This is a genomic window from Lysinibacillus louembei (assembly GCF_033880585.1).
GTDB classification, from domain to species: Bacteria; Bacillota; Bacilli; order Bacillales_A; family Planococcaceae; genus Metasolibacillus; species Metasolibacillus louembei.
This window is the reverse complement of the sequence record NZ_CP137624.1, coordinates 1,394,669-1,414,490: the sequence shown is the minus strand read 5'-3', so window position 1 is coordinate 1,414,490 and position 19,822 is coordinate 1,394,669. Positions and strand designations below refer to the sequence as shown.

Below are 19,822 nucleotides of genomic sequence, written 5' to 3'. Positions count from 1 at the left end.
CGTGCAAAAAGTATCGTATAATGTTCGAATTTTGATTCCTTACGTGCGAAACTTCTCCGTTTATGTGCGAATCATTATTTTAGGGCCAAAAAAGTGAAACCGTATCGATCTGGTTTCACTTTTTTCGTATTAATGTGTCGTCAAATGCTTTTTTATTTGCAATGCCATTACTTCTAGCACAATCGCTACAATTAGCGCACAATACGTAATCATACCGACCTCATGTAAGTCATAATAGAAGCTTGAGGACATAAAGAGCTCAAAGCCGATTCCCCCTGCTGCTGCCGCTGCTCCCATCGCAATCGCAACACCATAGTTCGTTTCAAAGCGTAAAAACGTCCATGATACGAGATAAGAAGCTGATTGTGGCACAACGCAATGGAAAATAATATGCCACCAATTGGCACCAGCTGCGCGCAATGCCTCAATTGTACCCTCCTCAATTTCCTCAAAGGACTCCGCATAAGCCTTCGTTAAATAAGCCATTGTATGCAACATCATCCCAAGTACTGCCGCTACAGCACCAAGTCCTGCGACAATAGCAAAAATTAATACCCAAAGCACTGTCGGTACTGCACGAATGACCGAATTAAATGCAATGATTGCATTGGATAGACTTGCGGGTGCTAAATTTTTTGCTGTGCTAATCGCTAAGAAAAAGGACAGAACTGCCCCCAGTATCGTTGCCAAAAAAGCTAAGGAGAGGGTAATTAAAATTTGCGTTATTGCTGTACTAAATGTAATTTGATTAAAGGCAGGCTGTAAAAACATCATCTTTAAATTATCTAATGTATAGACAATCGCTGTTGGCCAGTCAATCGCCGCATACTTTAATAAAAAAGGGCCGACGAATGTAAAGATCGATAAAAATATAATGACAGCTCGCACAGTAACAGTCGCCTTTGTCAATGTGCGTGTTTTAATTTTGCCATTTTTCATATGAATGCCTTGCAGCAAAGATACTTGTGTCATTATAAAATCATCCTCCTTACTTTATTCGATGTAAACTCAATTGCGATGACAATAACAATAATGGATAATGTAATTAATCCAAGCGTGCCATAGTCTAATCGCTTATAGTGTAGGTCGAATAAATAACCTATGCCCGTTCCTGTTAATAAACCAATCAATGTGGCACTGCGTATATTCGTTTCAATCATATAAAAGAGCCAGCTGAGCATTTGAGGCATTGTATCTGGTAAAACACCTTTAAAAACCATTTGAAAATACGTAGCACCTGTCGCATTCAAAGCCTCAACCCCATCTGCGCTTGCTTCATCAATCGTTTCTACAAACATCCGCACTAACGTCCCAAATGTTGAAATAAAAAGAGCGAAATAGCCTGTCACGACATTATGACCAAATGAAATAACAAGCACTAGCGCCCATGCTACAACAGGAATATTACGAAAAATCGAAGCAATTAAACGCGTACAAAAGGCTAAAGGACGATTCAGTTGTGTCGTTTTAGAGCCGAAGATAGCAAAAAAGAAAGCAAAAACCGCAGCAGTTGTCGATGCGATGACCGATAAAACAATCGTTTCCCATAAGCGGGATAACACTTTCGGTAAATTTGCCATTGCCTCTGCATCCGGTATTAAATTAGTCATAATCCATGTAATCGTTCCTGGCACAGATTTTACACCTTGCCATATATTAAAATTTGTTACCATCGAAGAGCCATATGTGATTACTAATAACAACATAATAATGCCTGTCATCTTCCATTTTTTCATTCTTAAAAAATTGCGTGTTGTCATTGTTTCCTCCGCCTAACCCTATTCAAAAATAAGTTCATCGACTTCTGCGCCGTAAATTGCGTGAATATCCATTTGGCTTAAGCGTTTTGGTATATCGTCAAACAATTTCGAGCCGCGATTTAAACCAATGATACGATCCGAATATTTCAACGCTACATCTACTTGGTGTAAATTTACAAGCACTGTAATGCCCATCGATTGAGAAATTTCCTTTAAATGATCCATAATGACCTTTGAGGAGTTTGGATCAAGCGATGCAATCGGCTCATCACATAATAGCAATTTCGGTTGCTGTACTAGCGCTCGCGCAATACCAACACGCTGTTTTTGTCCACCGCTTAACTGGTCGCAGCGCTTATAAACATGCTCCTTCATACCAAGCTTTTCTAAAATGGACAATGCAAGCATTTTTTCTTCCTCTGTATACAGGCCTAAAATACCTTGCAATGTCGATTTATAGCCAAAGCGACCATGCAATACATTTTCAAATACAGTTAGACGCGAAACTAAATTATAATGCTGAAACACCATGCCAATTTTGGTACGCTGTTTGCGTAATGATGCTTTATTTAATTGCGTAATGTTCATTCCATCAAAAAGGATGTCCCCACTCGTTGGCTCAATCATGCGATTAATGCAACGTAGCAATGTTGATTTCCCTGCGCCTGATGGACCAATAATCGATACAAATTCACCTTGCTTTAACTGCAAATCAATATCTTGAATAATCAGTGTTTTCATATCATAGCTTTTCGCTATATTGCGTAATTCTAATACTGTCTCGGTAGCAATAGGTGCTTCTTTCATCATCACTTGCTTTGTTGGACGCTCTAACGTAATTGTTGACATCAATGCTCTCCCTTTCTATTTTCAATAAAAGGGCGTCTAAAAAGCTTTTCAGACACCCTGTTCATTCACTTTATTCAGATAATTTCCGAATCGGATCAAACCAAGCATCCTCTACTTTGACAAAACGCTCGTCTCCTGATTTATAAAATAGCCCAATCTCTCCTGAATCTTTTGGTACGAAAATTGTCGGGTCATTTGTAGTTTCATCAGAAATTAGCAGCTCTGTTAATTTCGTAATTTCTTCCTCTGTCAACGCAGACGTATTTACTACGAATGGTGAGTTTAATACAGGCGTTGCAGAAATCAATACAAATTCTTCACCTGGCAAATTATTAAATGGCGCTGCTGCATCATCTTTGACACGGTAAACCGCTCCTGCTGTATTCGCTTCTCCTTCTACTAGGTCAACATATGCTGAAACACATGTGTCACAGAAAGCCGCCACATCTGCGCGCTCCATAATCATATTCACCGCTGACCCTTGATGAGAATCACCAAACAATACTTCGGGGAATAACGCATTTGCCTCGATTAAATCGTCTTGTGTTAATGCTTTATAAGCATCTTGTTTTGTAAAATGAGCAATAATAGAGCTAGATGGTACTTTAAAGCCTGATGTCGACGATGCAGATACGAATGAGAATTTTTTGCCTGCAATTGTATCAATTGCAAATTCGCCATTTACTTTATATTCATCCGCTTTATCCTTTGGTACTGCTAACCAGCTATAATAAACTGCGTCTTCTAATGTTCCTGAACTACCAGAAGGCACAACAATTGGTTGCACATCTGCGCTTTTATTGTTCGCTTCAATATAGCCTTGCGGGCCCATGAATGCGACTTGTGCATTGCCACTTGCAATCGATTCAATAGCAATCGCATAATCTGTCGTTAATTTTTGCTCGACTTTGCGACCTGTTGCTTCCTCAAAGATTTTGCCAAATGCATCGCGTGCGCCTGCCATTTCAGAGCCAGATTCATTTGGATACCAAACCATCACTAATGGATCATTCATTTTAGCATTTGCTGCACCTTCCTCTGAATTACAAGCAGCTAGAAAAATTGCACATAAAATCATTGTCATTAGTAAAACCAATTTTTTGCTCATGTTACTCTCCTTTTTTCTGCTCAAAATTTAGTAGACTTGCTCTACATGCAACATTTAATCATAATTCACCAATAATAAAAGTAGTTATGCTATTTCTTAATAATCATTAACTAAGCATTTACAAAGCTTGGGATGTGTAAATGCTGCATAATATGCTTACCAAGCGTCACTTCTATCCCATATCGACCATGGAAATCAGAGCCACCTGTCATCAATAATCCATGCTTGTTAGCCATCATTACAATACGTTCATAATCATGTTCGTTATGGTCTGGATGTACAAGCTCAATGCCATCCAGCCCTTCCGCAATTAGTTGCTCAGCAATATCATAGGAATCGAGCTGTCCTGGATGTGCTAAAACTGCAATTCCTCCATCTGCCTTAATCGCATGCAACGCATCAAAGGCATCGACATAACGAATATCACTTGCTGCTACACCGTTATTTTTAAACAATGACTTATATAATGTTTGATAATCCTTCGAATCAAAAGCAGTTGTCGTTAAAGCAGCCATAATATGCTGCTTGTAAAGCACACCAGCTTTAGAAATACGCTCGCATGCTTGCTCCTCTGTAACCGCAAAGCCAGCCTCCTGTATTTGGCGCAATTGCCAGAGTGTATGCTCATGGCGACGTGTCAACAATGGTTGACATAGCTGACGAATATGCGCACATTCCCCATGCAATTGATAGCCAAGCATATGCACCTTGCGTCCACGCTCAAAATCATATGCGGAAATTTCAATGCCAGGAATAAAATGAAGTGCGTATTTTTGCGCAAGCTGCTGCCCTTCTTCAACATGGTCAAGCGTATCATGATCAACAACACTAATATGCGTTAAGCCAGCTGCCTTTGCTTGCTGAAATAGCTCTTCTAATGTAGTGGAGCCATCTGAATATGTGCTATGCATATGCAAATCAACCTTCATCATACTAACTCCCTCTCCTGTACTTTCGCCATTTCAAAAACGTTATCACATAAGCCTTCCATAAACTCTAAATCATGAAAAATACCGATTAACGTTGTGCCATTCATCTTCAGCTTTTCTATCGCCTCACGTACCTTTAATTTGGACGATTGATCAAGGCTCGCTGTCGGCTCATCCAACAGCAATAAACGCGGTTCCTTAACCACTGCGCAGGCGATATTTAAGCGCAGCTTTTCACCGCCTGAAAACATATTAGGATAACTATTCCACAGCGCCTCATCGATATCAAAATGGCGCAGCGCTTCCTGTGCCTTCACCGTTGCCTCTGACTTTGATACGCCTAAATCAAGCAATGATTGCTCTACTAGCTCCAATGCCGTTGTACGTGGCATAACATTTAAAAATTGCGATACGTAGCCGATTTCATGCTTGCGTAAATAAACAACTTCGCGCGGTGTCGCTCGTACTAAATCAATCGTACCAAACACCTCAGATTGAAATAAAATCTTGCCCATTTGTGGCTCATATGTGCGATAAATACTCTTTAAAATCGTTGATTTACCACTACCACTCTTACCAACAATCCCTAAAAATCTGCCTTCAGATACATCAAATGAAATGCCTTGCAATGCAGGCAATGTTTTATTTAAATGATGAATCGTGAAGCTTTTTTGCAAATTTTCTACGCTAATCATCCCCACACCTCCTTATCGATAATTTGTTTGTAAAATGACTTTACCGTCAACAATCGTTGAAGTTACAACAGGGTAACCATCTGCCATTTGTTCAATAATAATTATGTCTGCCTTTTTCCCTACTGTGATGGAGCCAATTTCATGTGCCATATTTACTGCCCTCGCTGGATTGATTGTGACAAGCTGGAATAAAGCATGCAAATCCTCTTCATATTTATTGGCTAGCTCGAAAATACCGTGTAGCATAGCTGGTGGATAATAATCGCTGCAAATAATATCAATGACATGCGCTTGAACTGCCTCTGCTGCACTTAAATTACCTGTATGGGAGCCGCCTAATAAAATATTCGGTGCACCTGCAATTGTTTGTAGCCCTAATCTTTTCGCTTCCTTCGCCACATCTAATGTAATCGGAAACTCGCTAATTGTCGTACCGTAGGACTGCACAAGTGCGAGCTTTTGTACATCGTCATCATCATGTGAGGCAACAGCAATATTGCGTGAAATTGCTAGACGGCTTAGACGCTCAATATCTTCTAGCGTAATTTTTTCCTTATCAATTTGTTCTTTAATTAACGTATCTGCCTCGTAATCTGTCATTGTGCGATAGCCGCGCATAATGTCTTTATAAATTTCTAAGTTGCGATACTGCCCTTGCCCTGGCGTATGATCCATAAATGACAGCAAATGCACTTTACCATCTAAAATATTTTCCTCTAGCTGCTGCAATTGATCCACTGAATCAATTTCAAAGCGTGCATGTAGACGATGGCGAATTAAATGTGGCTCGTCATGTGATGCACTAATTGCATCAACACACTTCTGTACATTTTCTGGATTGCGAATCGCTTTATGTGAATATTTATCATCGCCGTAGTATGACAATGAATGGAAAATTGTTGTAATGCCATGTGTCATTAAAATGCGCTCACTCTCACGCAAGCCGATATTCATATTCATTACTGAATTCGGACGCGGACTCACAATTGTTTCAATATAGTCCGAATGAATATCGACAAAGCCTGGCGACACATAACCACCATTTGCATCAATCGTCTCTACCCCATCCAATTGTGCCTCTGATTGATGGACAATTTGCTGAATTGTTGTCCCCTCAATGAAGACAACATAGTCATATAAAAATTGCTGCTCTGTTACAATTACTCCGTTCACAATGGCAAACATGGAAAGCCCCCTTATAATAATGAGTACACTAATTGTTGTGTATAAGCATGCTGCGGGTCTTCTAGCACTTGATCCGTTAAGCCATGCTCAATAATTTGACCATTTAGCATCACAATTGTGCGGTCTGCTAACATGCGAATCACCGCTAAATCGTGTGACACGACAATCATCGAAATATTTAATTCACGTTGAATTGATTTAATTAAATCCAATACATCCGCCTGTACTGATAAATCTAAGCCTGTCGTTACCTCATCTAGCAATAACACAGGTGGATTATTCGATAATGCCTTCGCTATTTGCACGCGTTGCTGCATACCACCTGAGAAATTTTTTGGCGCTTCCTTACTGCGAAAAAGCGGAATATTAACATGCTCTAATAGCTCTAAGCTTCGTTGCTCCATATTGTGCACATGGCGATTACCTGCTGCAATTTGCTTCTCCGCAATATTGCTCATTGAGGAAAACTCCATATTTAAGCCGAGCATCGGGTTTTGATATACCATGCCAAGAATGGTATTGCGAATAAGGCGTTGCTGCTGGCGCGATTGCTCAAAAATATTCGCCGTGCCATTCTCAAAATCTGCAAGTAAACCAACACCTCTCGTAATAGGCTCATCAAAATATAAGCTCTTCATTAACGTTGATTTACCACTACCACTTTCGCCAACGATACCTAATATTTCACCCCGATACAACTCAAAGGAAATATCACGACATGCATAGACAGTTTTACAAATAGGGCAGAAGTTTTTTTCTAGCTGTGCTGTCCCTTCTTGGCAATGACTACAGCCTTTTCCGTATTGCTTTGATAGCTTCTGAACTTGTAAAATCGGTTGTTCCTTCATTGCTGCACAGCCACCTTTCGCGCTAGTACCTCTTCCATATAGCTCGTATCATTACATAAATAGTATGTTTCACCTGTTGTCTCATCTGTTAGTTCATCAAGGAACACATCGGATAAGCCTGTTTCACGACAAGCCTTTCCTGCGAATTGCTCCACAACAAATGGATAGTCCTCAAAGGCTAGTGATTGCACATTTGTATAGGGAGGAACTGCATAAATCTTCTTCTCACGACCTGCTCCAAATAACATCAGCGTCTCACTTTGATGAATTTTCGGATTGTCAAAGCGCGGAATTGGGCTAGGATTCATGACATAACGATCATTAACCAAAACTGGATAATCTGCACCTTGCGACGTTTGGTTATAGCGCATAATTTGCTCAAATAACATTAAATATGCGCCGCTATATTCTTTTTCCGCATGGTAACGCTTCGTTTTATATTCACTGCGCTCAATATGGCGTAGTGGCTCCGGCTCTGGTACTTGCAGCACAAGAATTTGCTCCTTAGTCAGTGACACTTCTGGAATACGGTGACGTGACTGTACAATCGATGCATCTTGGGTACGCGTAGTCGTTTCGATACCTGTTGTTTTTTGTACAAGCTTTTTAATATTGACCGCATTCACTGAATCATCTGCACCTTGGTCGATGACTTTCAATATATCTTCCTTCCCAACAAGCGCTAATGTTAACTGTAGGCCACCTGTTCCCCAGCCACACCCAATCGGCATTTCACGCGAAGCAAATGGCACTTGATAGCCTGGAATGGCAACACCTTTTAACATCGCTCGACGAATTTCCTTTTTCGACTGTTCATCTAATAATGCGAACGGCACTTCTCTCATAGTGCTTTGCCCTCCTTTTTAATCGTTCTCATTTGCTCAAGCTTCGATTGGAATGTCACATAATGCGGCATTTTCAAATGTGATATAAAGCCTGTCGATTCAATCGTATCTACATGTAGCAGTACAAATTCCTCATCATGAATTGGTGTATCTCCACCTGCCTCTAGCGCATGGTCAACGATTGACATGGCAATTGCCTTCGTTTCATTTTGTCCAAAGCAAGCCCCATAGCCGATATCAAACTCCAACACCTGCTTATCTTCCTTATCAATATTGACAGGAATAAATGACTCAACTTCCGTTAGTTTAATTGCACCAATATAATACGGATCTTCATCATCATCTAAGGCAACATGAAGCGATTGCCAGCCTACTCGCACTTCGCCTACTGTCGGATGTGATGCACCATAGCCACGTAAGCCCGCATAGCCGAGCGATGTAACTGTACCTGTTTGCCCTCGCGTTAATGTTTGCAGGCGCTGTGAGCGATTCGTTGGGAATGTCATGCTTTCCTTCGTAATATCACTCGGCTCTGCATCGTTTTCTGGAAACTCTCTGATTAAGCCTTCTGCACGTAAATAATCCATTACTTTCGGCAAATTTTCTAAGCGTAATGTGCTTTCCTCTGGCACTTCAATCGCTTCAAATTTTGCTTTTTTCACCATTACGTCTGCTGCTGTTTCCTGCAATAAATCAAAATCAAGCAAGCGATGTAAATAGTCATGCGATGCCCCTAAAATTTGACCACCTGGAATATCTTTAAAACTTGCGGAAATGCGACGTAACACAAACATTTCGCGCGCATCTGTCACTGTTGAATAATACAATCTCGGCAATGTTGACCGATGTGCACGCAATAAGAAAACAGCTTCCTCTACATTGCCTTCACTTTGCTTCATCGCCAGTGCTGCTAGTTGCTCACTATATAAGCTACTTTCCGACATCACTTGATCTAAAAAGCCACGCATCGTTGCTTGCAATGTATCAACTGCTATATATGCTCCTTGCTTAACGCGCTCATACTGTAAATGCTCTAATGATGCTTCAATTGCCTCTGCGCCACCACGAACTGCTACATATGCCATTAATTCGTCACCTCTTTTACGCTTGTTGTACGAGGCAGTGCCATCACTCGCCCGCTTTGTTCAATCAAAATACAATCGATGCCAAGTGGAAATTCCTTATTTTTACTTGCACGTAAAGCAATAAGCTCTTCACATATAGCTAGCTCTACAACTTCAACTGTTTCAATACCTGGCCCCATAAGCTGTGCGGTCATTGTTGGTGTCATTTCATCCAATTCGATAATAACTGTCGCAGATTTTTGCGGATCAATGAGGTCCCCTACTTTTGCCGCTTCAATTGCCTCTAATAGCTGCTCCTTTTTAGTCCCATGTGGAATGATAATGAAATCAGCCTGTTCCAATGGTTTGATTTGTCCACCTGTCAATACTCGTACTGCTTGGTTAATTTCCTGACATTCAGCCGCTGTTTGGAAGCTTACTTCACCATCAAGCAATGTCATACAAACAGTAATTGTTTCTGCATATAAGCCTTCCACTGAATAATCACGTTCCAATTCACCAGCTGTCCCTGGTCTTGCAAAGCAATTTAACAATGTTCGAAATGCGCGTTGTGTAAAGTGTACTGTTTCCACCCTGACCCCTCCTTAAGTTGCCATCGTATCGAAATTAACTTTTGTACGCTCTATGGAACGTTTCATGTGCTGTTCATTTATAGCAAGCTGCTGTGCTAGCAACTCAAAATGTGGAGCCCATGCATATGTTTCTGGTAGCTGTGCCGCATAAGCTGCATCAATAACCGCTAAGGCTTTCGATAATTCTGGCGCAGATTCCCTCACTAACCCAATTCCATAATAGTTGCCAATCTTCACTTTTGTTTCTGTTACTAACACTTCTCCTAGATAAAACAATGATTTCTGCGCTGTTTCACGCATTTTAATCATGACGAGCCCCTCTTTTGGTGGGCTAATTTCCTCTACCTGATACTGTTCACAAATCGTAGCTGCTAGTTGTAACGCAAGCTCACTTCCTACCTCGATTAACAACTTTGTTCGCTCAGCTCTTTTCATCATGCCAGCTCCTTTCAACATCATCCTAACTTGTTGCCAAGTAGCATAGTGAAAAGGTTTCGTGAAGAATATGTAAAGAAGCTTTACAAAAATGGCGCCAAATAAAAAGATTGCCTAGAGCAAAATTTGCTCTAGGCAATCTTTTTATAATTGAAAGGAGAAACGGTCTGTGCGATAAATAATCTCTGTATACTCAAGCAATTGATTTCGTTCCTTATCCCAGTTATCTGATTCCACCTTTACTAATGGAACGAGTACCTCACAGCTAAGTAATGCACGCTCTAGCTCATTCGGAAAGGAAACTGATAAATTGGAAAATGTACTATGAAATGCGTTAATACCGTTACTTTTATAAAAGTTATACATTGATGTGAGCCGATTATCGGCTTGCTTTATTTGTGGGAAATGCTCTGCGATCACATAAGAACGGTGCAAAGCAGCAGGCTCATTATCGAGATAACGTAGGCGCTCCACTAAATAAATCGTATAGGCTGACATTATTTGTGGTCTATGATAAATCTCATGGTCTGTTGGCACTCGCTCTAATTTCGTCACAACGGATTTATAATTCGCCGTTTGTTTACGCATCTTGTCACTAAAACTCACATCACCTGTCATCACCACATCCAACGTCTTGCGTTGATGCTTTAAAAAACGCCCAACCCCTTGCCTTGAATAAATATAGCCCATTTTCTCAATAAATTGATAAACATTGCGAATTTTTATTCTTGGCACTTTAAATTGTTCAACTAATGCTAGCTCACTAGGCATTTTATTATCTAATGCAAATGAGCCATTAAAAATACCTTGCAATAAATAATCTTTAACCCGCAGCTCCTCTTGATCCATATCGTTCACCTCTAGTAGGTTAGATAATTTCTTTACAATTCATCGTAAAAAATTTTTTGGAGATGTACAAGATGGCTAGAAGCTCACAATTTCATAGCTAACCTTAGTGCCACATACATTGCGGTCACTTTTTTACAATATGTAAAAGTTATATTAAGAAATTGTATAGAAACAGCATTAAAGATATTTATTCCGTCGTTTCCTTTATACCAGCCTTTATCAATGTTTGATTACGTCCTAAAAGCATTAATAATACTAGCATTAAAGCCCCTGTTACAATTAACAGCAACTCAATCGACACAACATCTGCTAATGGGCCAAACACAAGCATCCCAATCGGCATCATGGAGGAGGAAATCATACCGAAAATCCCGAAAATGCGTCCTAAATAATTGCCTTCGACTTTTTCCTGTAGCAATACGGTTGAAGGTGTATTGAAAATCGGCATTGCTACACCACAAACTAACATTAAAATAGAATAGAGCCAAAAATTCGGTACAAAGCCAAAGCTTATCGTACATACAGCCATAATAATCCCTGCAAATAACATCGTATAAATCCGATTATTAAAGCCACCCCACATCGCAATTACGCTTCCTCCCACCATCATCCCTACGGAGAAGGTAAGCTCAATTACCGTTAATCTCCATACATCATCACCAAAGGAGCGTGCTACTTGAAGTGGTGTTAGGAAAGCCATCGGTGCGATTAAGAAAAACAGCATTGCAAAAAAGATAAAGAATGATTTTAAAAATGCATGTCCTCGAATATAACGCAAGCCTTGCTTAAAGTCCTCCATATAGCCAACTTGCTCGCCCATCGCCTTTTCGTGAACGGCAATTTTCAAGAAGAATAGTAACGTAAAAATCGCAATGGCTGCTGTAATGACATCAATAAAGAAAATAACCTCCAATGTCGCCAAGCTTAACAGCGCAGCACTGACCATTGGTGCAATAAACATAATTCCTGCTTGAATGCTACCATTAATGCCATTTACCTTCGTTAGCTGTTCTTCAGGCACAATTTGTGGCAAAATTGCACCGACAGCTGGTGTTTGTATACCTGCGCCAAATGAACGAATCGCCGCAATTGCAAATAATAACCACATTGCCTCATAGCCCATTAAAAAGACAATCGCTAAAATTAATGTAGAAAATGCAATCATGCCATCAGCAATTGCAATCAACCATTTGCGATTATAACGATCCGCCCATACCCCCGCAAACGGTGACAATATGAAGGTTGGTACAAAGCCACATAAAATAAAAATAGTCATCATCATACCTGACTGTGTTGTCAGCGTCACATGCCACATAATTGCGTACTGCACAAGCGCTGAGCCAAACAAGGAAATCGTTTGGCTCGTTAAAAAAAGTGTAATATCCCGTTTCCAATTTTCCATTTAATAACCCTCCCTCAACAAAAACGTTTGTTCGCTTTATTATAAATGAAAGAAGGTTCATGCACAATTTTTAATTGATTTCTTTTTTCCACAAGCGACCTGGCCAATAAGACCATTTACCGAATAATGTAATAAGAGCGGGCACTAATAGCGGGCGCACAATAAACGTATCTAATAGCACACCAACCGCTGTAACAATGCCAAATTGTACTAATAGCTGAATTGGCAACGAAGCAAGCACTGCAAAGGTACCTGCTAAAATTAAGCCTGCCGATGTTATGACTGCTCCCGTAGAAGCAACACCCTCCGTCACTGCTTGCCTATAGCCCAGCCCACGATGGCGATTTTTCCAAATATCAGAAATCATAAAAATATTATAATCATTGCCTAAAGCAATAATAAATACAAATGAATAAAGTGGAATTGCGCTCGCCATTGCTTCATGTCCTAAGCCATAATGAATAATGAGCCAACCTAAACCAAGCGCAGCAAAAAACGAGACTAACACCGTTGCCATTAACTGAACTGCTGTTACAATTGCACGTAAATATAATAGTAGAACTACAAAGATAATCGCAATCATTACAGGCTGAATAAGCTTTTCATCATGCCATTGAACTGCCTTCGTATCCAGTTGCTCACTCGTTTCGCCACCGAGCCAAAACTCGCTATCTACAAATGTGGCAACATCCTTTTTCATTTGCTCAACATCCGCCATCGCTTCATTAGAATACGGATTTTTATTCAAATCGACCTCATACAATACGATATCACTATTTTGAGCACCAACGCGCGGCTCTTTTACAGCAGCTACATATGGTAAATTGCTAAGCTGTTCCTCTATATCAAGTGCTTTCCCTTTTGTATCCACAATCACCTTTACAGGTGCTAATTCGCCTGCTGTAAAGTTATCCTCAATCAAAGCAAAGCCTTCACGTGATTGGATATCCTTTGGGAACGATGAGAGCAAATCATAATTATATTGAATTTTTGTTGAAGTAAAGGCTAGCACTAGCAATAAAACACTTGTTATGACAACAACTAGCCAAGGTTTATTTGTAACAAATGCACCAACCTTGCGCATTTTCACATGACTTTCTCGACGAGCCTCCCCTTCCTTTACTGGACGTGGAATAAATGGCCAAAATGCATATCTCCCCAATAAAGAAAGCAATGGTGGTAATAATGTTAAAACAGCAACCATCGTCACAAGTACACCAAAGCTAAATGGCACAGCAAAGCGTTGGAATGCACCGAAATCCGCTAATGCAAGTGTGGCTAACCCGATGACTACCGTAAAGCCACTCATAAAAATAGCACCAGCTGAGTCACGCACAGCCTCTGCAATTGCACTAAACTTATTATCTTCTACCAATAATTTATCGCGGTATTTCGTAATTAAAAACAAGCAATAATCCGTTCCTGCACCAAACAGTAGTACAATCATAATCGAAACTGCCTGTGCATCCTTATGAATCCAGCCATTATCCGCCATATAGCCTAGCAATGGGCTAATGACCAAAAAGGCAATGCCAACAACGATAATTGGCACTAATGCTAAAATTGGCGAGCGATAAATGACTAATAAAATAGCTAAAATTAAAATCACCGTCGCTATCATCAGCTTGATATCTGCTGACGCAAAGAGCGAGGCAGCATCTACTGATATTGCTACAGGTCCTGAAAAACGAGCGATTAAACTAGCATCATCTAAACTTTTTTCATACGGATTGCCCTCAGTATAAGAGGAAATTTTCTCCAAGCTCTGCTTAAAGCTTTTTGTATTCGTATCTGTTGTAAAAAAGATAGGTGTAACAAGGGAACGACCATTTTCTGATACAGCTCCTAGCAATGCTTGTGGTGGCAATGTTGCAAAGGGCGGTAATGTAGCCTGCCCTTCCAGTGGTGTGTCCTCTAGCTTTGCATACATTGCTTGAATTGTCGCGATATCAGCAATGTCCAAGCCTGCCTCCTTATACCAGACGATTAATAATGGCACACCTGCATCTGATGAGAACTGCTCCTTCATCAATTGATTTGCTTCCATTGACATCATTTCTGCTGGAAGCTCATCCCCTGCATAATTTTCAATACTGTTTATTTGCGGCAAAGCAAGTGTTAACACGATTAACAAAACGAGCCATATTGCTAAAAAGGCCCATCTTCCTTTTTTCCCGCCAACAAACTGCCCAAAACGTTGTAATGGATTTGACTCCATCCAATCCCCCTCCTTTAATTTGAGTGCCAGGCACACACACAATTCTCACACAATTTGCTCTCCCGTTACATACCATGAAACATTGTAGCAAAATCCTTGTTCTTCCATTATAGTTGAAACTAGAAAGGATGTGGCAAAATGCAGCTATCTATTTATTGCAAAACTCCATATGCGAAGGAAATTTCTTATTTATTCGCTAAAAATCCAAATAATGTACATGAACGCCATGAAAAAGGTCATGCTGTACGTTTCGTCTATCATAAGTTAACGGATAATGAAGTCGAGGCAACCATTTTCGTTACAGCTGACCCGCTTGCGCTCACGCAAAATGAACGAGCATACGATATTACTCATTATATAAATGACCGCGGCTTTGCAGCGAGTAGCATTTTTTTATCGCTTATTCGCAAAATGCTCGGTACAGCTTTAAATGGTAAACCACAAGAGCAGTATGCCGAATTCGCTGAACAAGTCTTCCCCCTTACCTTCGAATTTGGTCCAATTGCTACAGCGCTATCAAATACAGAAATTACAGAGCTATTCGCTCCATTGGGCTTTCAAGTCGAGATTGAGACTATCTCTGAAGCACAGCGCGCACGTTTTATTAAAATTAACGCACTAACAACATTAAAGCAAGCACTACAGCAAATTTTTGTGTTAATTCCTGTAATGGATGATTATAAGCATTACTTTATCGATGAAACGGAGCGTGAACGCATTGAACGCTACGGGGAAGGCTGGCTAAAGCAGCATCCACAGAAGGACTTTATTTATAAAAAGGCTCTGCGCTTCCGCCATTTAATCGGCTCTGAGCCAAACGTTAAGGGGAAGGTAACACTTAACACCCAGCGCTATGAGACAATTGTAGCGCATGTAAAGGAGCTCCCGCATCAATCCGTCGTGGACTTAGGGGCTGGTGAAGGCAAATTATCCGCTTTATTAAGCGAGCTGCCAACGATTCAAGAGCTAATCGCTGTCGAGCCAAGTGAAGCAGCCATCCGAAAAGCAACAAGGCGCTTCGAGGAGCTGGATACAGCAACAATACCACAAATTCAGTGGGGCTCACTGTTTTACTATGACCATACTTTAGTGAATAAAGATGTTCTTATTTTATGCGAGGTAATTGAACATATTAATGAAGAGCGATTACCAAAAATCATGGCAATGCTGCTACAGCAATATGCTCCGAAAGCATTAATCGTAACCACGCCAAATGCAGATTATAACAAAGTATATGAGCTTGAAGAAAAGCGCCATGACGATCATCGCTTTGAATGGACACGCCAGCAATTTGAAAGCTGGTGTGCAGAGATGATATCCAATACGTCTTACACAACAGCCTTTTACGGTATTGGAGAGCAACACCCAACATACGGTACACCAACACAAATGTGTATTTTTAAACGAACGGAGGGGCTATAATGCAGCTTCATTTACCAGATGCAGCTATCGTCCTTTGTATCGGTCCATCAAATAGTGGCAAATCTACATTTTTACAGCAACTAATAGCAAGTAACATTATTAAACCAAGTGAAATCGTTAGCTCTGATGATTATCGAATAACAGTGGCTGATATAGATTTTATTGATTTTCAAGGAACAACAAAGCAAGAAGCAGATCTACTATACGAGCAATACAGTGCGATTTCAACAGAAGCTTTTCAGCTCATGGAACAGGTTGTGACAGCGCGAGCAAAGTTAAATCGTTTAACCTTTGTCGATGCAACGCATTTGAATGCAAGAGAACGAGAAAAATACTTTGCGATTGCCAAGAGACAGCATGTGCCGATTTATGGAATTATTTTCGATGCACCATTAGAGCAGTTATTAGCACGTGACAACATGCGCGAAAATCCACGAGGTGCTGCCCGTATTAAACAGCAGGCACGCAAGCTAAAGGATGAAAAGCGCCTCTTAAAAAAGGAAGCCTTTACAAGATTGTATACACTCAATCCAGATGATGCTTATTCGATTGTTCGTGAACCTTCATCACTTGCCATTGAGCTTGGCACAGGCATTGATGTGATCGGTGATATACATGGCTGCTATGATGAAATGATGGCATTAATCAAAAAATTAGGCTATCGTGAGGACAATGGACTTTATATACATCCTGAGGGACGCAAGCTCATTTCAGTCGGTGATATTATGAGTCGTGGTCCAAAGTCTCTTGCAACAATGCAGTTTTGGTTAAAGCAAATCGAAGCAGGACTAAGTTTTATGACAGACAGCAATCATGGCTGGAAAATCGCACGTTGGCTAGAAGGACGCGCTGTTCAGCTATCACATGGCGATGAATTAGTGGAACAAGAAATACAGCAATTTGAGATTATACACGGCATAGAAGAAACAAAAGCTTTAAAAGAACGCCTTGCTAAAATGCTGCTGCGCGCACCTTCTCACTATCTCATCAAGGAAAATGGTATTGGTAAAGCAGTCATCACACATGCAGGTATTCGTGATCGCTATATTGGCAAAAATTCACCACGCATTCGCGATTTTTGTCGCTATGGTGATGTTGTTGGCACAGAGGACAACGGTCGTCCAATCCGTGCTGATTGGTACGCAGACCATCAAACTTCAGAGCTTATTATTTGGGGTCATGAGCCAAAGCTTAAACCATTAAAAATGAATAACACAGTTAACATTGACCAAGGTGTTGTTTTCGGAGGACAGCTTACAGCTTTCCGCTATCCTGAAAATACTTTTGAAGCGGTCACAGCCTATGAAAATTATGCAGGTGAACAGCAGAATCCTTTATTAGAAGCTGCTGCCAAGCATTTTGATCCACCAAATATCCATGCATTTATTGATGGTTTTGAAGTAGCAACAACACATGTGGGAACGGTTTGGGTTGGTAATGGTTATGCGAAAGCTGCAATCGACACAGTATCTCACTATACTGTACCATTGGAGCAGCTCATTTATATTCCACCAACGATGAGCCCAACACCGCAAACATCACAGCTTGATGATTATTTAGAGCACCCAGCTGAAGCCTTTGCCTACTATAAAAAGCATGGATTTACTGAACTTATTGCAGAAAAAAAACATATGGGTAGCCGCGCTGTCCTTTTACTTTTTAAAAATAAGCAAATTGCAAAAGAGTGGATTGATACAGAAACGCTGGGTGTCATCACAACACGTAGCGGACGAGCATTTTTTGATACAGCTGCACATGAAACCATCGTCCAAAAGCTACACACAGAATTAGCTGCAAAAAACTATTTCGAAAGAATGGAAACAGATTTCGTCTTGCTTGATGCAGAAATTTTACCGTGGAATTTAAAAGCGCAGTCACTCATTGATGAACAATATGCCCATGTCTCTGAGCATGCTTTAATGGATCGTCAAAAGCTTGCCACAAAGCTCCAAACAACGCTTGTTGATGTAGCAGAGTGGCAACAGCAATACAAGGAGCTTTTGCGCAATGCGGTACGCTTTGATGCTGTTTATCAAAATTACTGCTGGTCTGTAGACGATTTATCCGCAATTCAAATCGCGCCGTTTCATATATTAGCTCATAGCACTGAAACATGCTTCCACAAGCCACATACATGGCATATGGAAATGAATCACTGGCTCGCACTGCATTCGGATATTTTTATTACAACAGAGTATCAAGTCATTGAAAATGAACAAGATGAACAAAAAGCTATTGCCTGGTGGGAGGAAATGACAGCTGTTGGACATGAGGGCATCGTTATTAAACCGCTAACCTTTATTCCGAAAAGTAAAGACAAGCTTATTCAACCCGCTATTAAAGTGCGTGGACGTGAATATTTGCGCATTATTTACGGCATGGATTATACAGATCCGAAGCAGCTCACACAGTTGAAAAAGCGCAATCCAAGTAAAAAAATGAAGCACGCCTTACAGGAATTCGCGCTCGGCTTAGAAGGAATTGAACGCTTTGTGCAAAAAGAAAACATTGCTCGCATCCATGAATGTGTCTTAGCCACATTAGCATTGGAAAGCGATGCTGTTGATCCAAGATTATAAAAACTGTCGGGAAATAAAAATTCCCGACAGTTCTTTTTAATGAACGTATTCCACGTTCCTTATAACCAAGGCTCCACGCAATACACTTTCTTAGCCGTCGCATCCATGCGAACTCTTTTGCCTATTGCTAACGGATGCATCGGATGTGTATGACAGCAATCAAATTCAGCGAGTATAGGCATGTCCTTTCCATTCAACTGCTCTAACAAAAGAGAAAGCGGCGTTTTACCAGTACCTAAATCATCAAAGCGCTCATGCTTGCCTAAAATAATGCCGCCAACACGCTCAAAAATTCCGTGCAGCTTGAGCATCGCAAAGTTTTTTTCAACTACTGAGGCATCCTTCATACAATCTTCAATCAATAAAATATCACCTTGCTGAATTTCAGGGAAATATTCTGTTCCGATAAAGCCGTACATCGCATTATTATTACCACCAATCAAGCGTCCCTCTGCTACTCCAGGCTGCCCTGTTAGCCATTCATTCGTAAAAAGCGTTTTCTCAGCTGTTTTTTCAAGCCAATTGACAGGCTCATCTGACCAAAAGATAGGCATTGGCACTTCATACGGAACACTTAGTTGTTCCGTAAAATACTTTTCAAAATAGTCATATGTATCGTTGACAAGTGGCTCGAATTCACCAAATGAAGGAATAAGGGCTGGACCATAATATGTAGCAATGCCCGTTTTTGCATAAAGTGCGAGCAAAACAGCCGTTGCATCTGAATAACCAACAACATATTTAGGGTTTGCCTTAAATGCCTCATAGTCAATATATGGCAGCATGCTATTGGAATTTGTCCCGCCGATTGTTGACATAATCATCTTCACATCTGGGTTACGAATTAATTCATTGAGCTCCTCTGCGCGCTCTTTCGGTGTTCCTGAACGATAGACATCCGATTTACCCGTTAGTTTTCCTTCTATAATTTGAAAGCCCTTTGCCATCAAAAAGTTCTTTGCTCGCACATAGCGTGCTTGTGCTGTTACTGTAGCAGGAGAAGATGGTGTAAAAATACCGATTGTATCTCCTTTTTTCATT

General features: G+C 40.6%; 18 protein-coding genes. 2 read left to right on the top strand and 16 right to left on the bottom strand.

All coding sequences use genetic code 11. The annotated features are described in order from the left end of the window. Window positions 1-129: 129 nt before the first annotated feature. The 15 genes from R6U77_RS07020 to R6U77_RS06950 form a co-directional block, all read right to left on the bottom strand. Complete coding sequence (locus R6U77_RS07020; protein WP_319837938.1) at window positions 130-972, bottom strand: PhnE/PtxC family ABC transporter permease; 843 nt, start codon at window positions 970-972, stop codon at window positions 130-132. Then, window positions 972-1,760 (bottom strand): PhnE/PtxC family ABC transporter permease, encoded by a 789-nt coding sequence (locus tag R6U77_RS07015; RefSeq protein ID WP_319837937.1) that lies wholly within the window; start codon window positions 1,758-1,760, stop codon window positions 972-974. The genes R6U77_RS07020 and R6U77_RS07015 overlap by 1 nt, the downstream gene beginning before the upstream one ends. Window positions 1,761-1,778: 18 nt before the next feature. Further along, window positions 1,779-2,567 (bottom strand): phosphonate ABC transporter ATP-binding protein, encoded by a 789-nt coding sequence (gene phnC, locus R6U77_RS07010; protein ID WP_319838350.1) that lies wholly within the window; start codon window positions 2,565-2,567, stop codon window positions 1,779-1,781. A 112-nt stretch (window positions 2,568-2,679) separates the two neighbouring features. After that, window positions 2,680-3,717 carry a PhnD/SsuA/transferrin family substrate-binding protein gene (locus R6U77_RS07005; RefSeq protein WP_319837936.1) on the bottom strand — a complete coding sequence of 346 codons (1,038 nt, stop codon included), beginning with the start codon at window positions 3,715-3,717 and terminating at the stop codon, window positions 2,680-2,682. 110 nt (window positions 3,718-3,827) lie between these two features. Then, complete coding sequence (locus R6U77_RS07000) at window positions 3,828-4,649, bottom strand: PHP domain-containing protein (RefSeq protein WP_319837935.1); 822 nt, start codon at window positions 4,647-4,649, stop codon at window positions 3,828-3,830. Next, entirely contained in the window at window positions 4,646-5,347 is a 702-nt protein-coding gene (gene phnL, locus R6U77_RS06995; RefSeq protein WP_456319667.1) for a phosphonate C-P lyase system protein PhnL, read from the bottom strand. Before phnL ends, R6U77_RS07000 begins: the two co-directional genes overlap by 4 nt. Before the next feature lie 6 nt (window positions 5,348-5,353). Then, window positions 5,354-6,526 (bottom strand): phosphonate metabolism protein PhnM, encoded by a 1,173-nt coding sequence (gene phnM / locus R6U77_RS06990; protein ID WP_319837933.1) that lies wholly within the window; start codon window positions 6,524-6,526, stop codon window positions 5,354-5,356. Window positions 6,527-6,537: 11 nt separating this feature from the next. Then, on the bottom strand, window positions 6,538-7,374 hold the full coding sequence (locus R6U77_RS06985) for an ATP-binding cassette domain-containing protein (RefSeq protein WP_319837932.1): 837 nt from the start codon (window positions 7,372-7,374) through the stop codon (window positions 6,538-6,540). Further along, window positions 7,371-8,219 (bottom strand): alpha-D-ribose 1-methylphosphonate 5-phosphate C-P-lyase PhnJ, encoded by an 849-nt coding sequence (locus R6U77_RS06980; RefSeq protein WP_319837931.1) that lies wholly within the window; start codon window positions 8,217-8,219, stop codon window positions 7,371-7,373. The genes R6U77_RS06985 and R6U77_RS06980 overlap by 4 nt, the downstream gene beginning before the upstream one ends. Then, window positions 8,216-9,304: a carbon-phosphorus lyase complex subunit PhnI gene (locus R6U77_RS06975; protein WP_319837930.1), complete on the bottom strand. Its 1,089-nt coding sequence runs from the start codon at window positions 9,302-9,304 to the stop codon at window positions 8,216-8,218. Before R6U77_RS06975 ends, R6U77_RS06980 begins: the two co-directional genes overlap by 4 nt. Further along, window positions 9,304-9,876, bottom strand: a complete 573-nt coding sequence (phnH, locus tag R6U77_RS06970) for a phosphonate C-P lyase system protein PhnH (RefSeq protein WP_293921720.1) — start codon at window positions 9,874-9,876, stop codon at window positions 9,304-9,306. Before phnH ends, R6U77_RS06975 begins: the two co-directional genes overlap by 1 nt. 12 nt (window positions 9,877-9,888) lie before the next feature. After that, window positions 9,889-10,311, bottom strand: coding sequence for a phosphonate C-P lyase system protein PhnG (gene phnG / locus R6U77_RS06965; RefSeq protein WP_319837929.1), 423 nt, complete (start codon window positions 10,309-10,311; stop codon window positions 9,889-9,891). A gap of 144 nt (window positions 10,312-10,455) precedes the next feature. Then, complete coding sequence (locus tag R6U77_RS06960) at window positions 10,456-11,160, bottom strand: GntR family transcriptional regulator (protein WP_293921724.1); 705 nt, start codon at window positions 11,158-11,160, stop codon at window positions 10,456-10,458. 187 nt (window positions 11,161-11,347) lie between these two features. Then, on the bottom strand, window positions 11,348-12,562 hold the full coding sequence (locus tag R6U77_RS06955) for an MFS transporter (RefSeq protein ID WP_319837928.1): 1,215 nt from the start codon (window positions 12,560-12,562) through the stop codon (window positions 11,348-11,350). Window positions 12,563-12,632: 70 nt separating this feature from the next. Next, window positions 12,633-14,780: an MMPL family transporter gene (locus R6U77_RS06950; RefSeq protein ID WP_319837927.1), complete on the bottom strand. Its 2,148-nt coding sequence runs from the start codon at window positions 14,778-14,780 to the stop codon at window positions 12,633-12,635. Between the two features lie 138 nt (window positions 14,781-14,918). Between R6U77_RS06950 and R6U77_RS06945 the strand changes: the two genes are divergently transcribed. Further along, a complete protein-coding gene (locus R6U77_RS06945; RefSeq protein WP_319837926.1) occupies window positions 14,919-16,202 on the top strand; it encodes a methyltransferase domain-containing protein in 1,284 nt (427 codons plus the stop codon). After that, a complete protein-coding gene (locus R6U77_RS06940) occupies window positions 16,202-18,781 on the top strand; it encodes a polynucleotide kinase-phosphatase (RefSeq protein ID WP_319837925.1) in 2,580 nt (859 codons plus the stop codon). Before R6U77_RS06945 ends, R6U77_RS06940 begins: the two co-directional genes overlap by 1 nt. 59 nt (window positions 18,782-18,840) lie before the next feature. On the opposite strand, the gene R6U77_RS06935 is transcribed toward R6U77_RS06940, so the two are convergent. Next, window positions 18,841-19,821, bottom strand: coding sequence for a S66 family peptidase (locus R6U77_RS06935; RefSeq protein WP_319837924.1), 981 nt, complete (start codon window positions 19,819-19,821; stop codon window positions 18,841-18,843). Window position 19,822: the final 1 nt, after the last annotated feature.